General features: G+C 54.6%; 3 protein-coding genes. 2 read left to right on the plus strand and 1 reads right to left on the minus strand.

The genetic code is table 11. The features are described 5' to 3' along the window. Positions 1–242, minus strand: a 242-nt coding sequence (locus tag ACXJ5O_RS24855) for a hypothetical protein (protein WP_457302237.1), incomplete at its 3' end; no start/stop codon positions are given. Between the two features lie 374 nt (positions 243–616). Here ACXJ5O_RS24855 and ACXJ5O_RS24860 point away from each other — a divergent pair. Then, on the plus strand, positions 617–1873 hold the full coding sequence (locus tag ACXJ5O_RS24860; protein WP_457302238.1) for a class I SAM-dependent methyltransferase: 1257 nt from the start codon (positions 617–619) through the stop codon (positions 1871–1873). Beyond that, on the plus strand, positions 1870–2226 hold the full coding sequence (locus tag ACXJ5O_RS24865) for an MmcQ/YjbR family DNA-binding protein (RefSeq protein ID WP_457302239.1): 357 nt from the start codon (positions 1870–1872) through the stop codon (positions 2224–2226). Before ACXJ5O_RS24860 ends, ACXJ5O_RS24865 begins: the two co-directional genes overlap by 4 nt. The last annotated feature ends 42 nt before the right edge of the window (positions 2227–2268 follow it).

Below are 2268 nucleotides of genomic sequence, written 5' to 3' on the forward strand. Positions count from 1 at the left end.
TTCATGTGCCGCACCTTTCCGGTCATTCCAGTACCCTCGCTGAGGGACATCCATACGCGGACCTTCGGTGCAAATATACTCAAGACGTCAACGATCACGTCAGTGTCACAGCCGACGTCTATCTTCATCTCATCGCTATAGTTGCGATTCGTCAGCGGATCCAGACCGCCGAAATCGAGGCCGCCAGATTTGCTGAAGGTGCAAGTCGTATTCAGCGCCGACGCCGTTCCCGAAGCCAGCATGTTTCAGGTCAAGAAGCGTTCCGGTCAAAATGCGAAGTAAATCCAATTTTTGTTGAAAATCATCTGGCGCCTGTTACCAAATAAACACATAACAACTTCTGCGTGTTTCTGGATATTATACTTTAGTCTATTGTCTAGAACGTTTCATGTGAGTCTCCAGCACCATACTCATGACGGGTGCCGTATCGACGCATGACGGAGATCAAAAATCGGGTGCAGTTTCACCATATCGCGTGGCCTGATGTTCAATCATCAATTGCAAACGCAAGGTGCTTTATTTCAGTTATTCGAAAACGCTGCCTTGCAAAAATCAACTTGAACATTTGTGACATTCCCGTGAATAATGGCCCAAGGGGTGCGGGACGATTGAACAGATGCTGAATGAGACGATACCCGGGGATGCGGTGACCCAGACGAGATTTCTGACACCGGACAATGTCAGCGCGGTGCTGAAGGGCCTGCCGCTCAAGGCACAGGCGGCGTTGCGCGCTGCAGCGCACCTGCCACGAGGCACCTTGACCATCACCACGCCCGACCGGAACGTCTTCAAGGTGGGTGGGCGTCAGCAAGGCCCCGATGCCTCGGTTGTGCTTCACAACTGGAACTTGCCGGGCAGAGCCTTTGCAGGCGGCACCATCGGCGTTGCCGAATCCTATATGGACGGCGATTGGGATAGCCCCGATGTGACTACTTTTCTCGAGCTCTTCGTCGTCAATGAAGAGGTGGGTGAAGACCTTGCCGGCGGATCCAACTGGTTTATCAACACCGTACAACGCCTGCGCCATTGGCTGAACGACAATACGAGGGTCAGGTCACGCAAGAATATCTCGGCACATTACGATCTCGGCAATGCCTTCTACCGGGAATGGCTCGATCCGACGATGACCTATTCCTCGGCGCTCTTCGCTGAAGGCGTCAATGATCTCGAAGCCGCCCAGACCGCCAAATACCGGGCGCTCGCCAACAATATCGGCATCACCGCTGGGTCGCGGGTTTTGGAGATCGGCTGCGGCTGGGGCGGTTTTGCTGAATATGCAGCGCGTGAGATCGGCGCACATGTCACCGGGCTGACCATCAGCCGCGAGCAATTCGACTATGCGACGCAGCGCATCGAAAAGGCCGGGCTTTCCGGCATGGCCGAAATCAAATTTCAGGATTATCGCGACGAGACCGGCAAGTATGACCACATCGCCTCGATCGAGATGTTCGAAGCGGTTGGCGAGAAATACTGGCCGGTGTTCTTCGGCAAGGTCAAGGATTGCCTCAATCCGGGCGGCAGTGCTGGCATGCAGATCATCACCATTAATGACAAGAGCTTCGATCGCTATCGTAAACGGCCGGATTTTATCCAACGCTATGTCTTCCCGGGCGGAATGCTGCCAACACCGGAGAGGCTGAAAAGCCTGGGCAAGGAGTTCGGCCTCGACCTCTACCGCGAAAATATCTTCCCGCAGGATTACGCCCGCACGCTGGCCGAATGGCGCGAGCGCTTCTGGGGTTCGTGGGACCAGCTGCGCAATCTCGGCTTCGATGGCCGCTTCAAAAAGCTCTGGGAGTTCTACCTGTTTTACTGCGAGGCGGGGTTTCGTTCCGAATATATCGACGTGCGGCAGGTGTTTTACAAATCATGACCAATTCGCTCGATGAATCATTTGAGCGTATCTGGACAATCGCCGAATCGCTGCACTTGCCCGAGCTTGTGCGCCGCACAACCCATGGCACACCCTCGTTGAAGGTGAAGACCTTGTTCATCGGGCGTATGAAAGATTGGGAGACCTTTGCAATCCATTGCCCGCTGGAGGAGAAACCGCTGCTGATGGAGAGCGTTCCGAATATCTATTTCGAGATCGACCACTACAAAGGCTGGCCCTACATCCTGATGCATCTGGAGGCTGTTTCCGATGCGGAACTTGGCCATCGCATCAAACTTGCCTGGCATGCCAAGGCGCCGGCGAAAGTGAAAAAAGCGCTCACGGCGGGGTGAAGGTCGCGGGAAACCGGTTTGGGAACGACCAAAACCAAATCC

This window comes from Phyllobacterium sp. P5_D12, assembly GCF_054049495.1.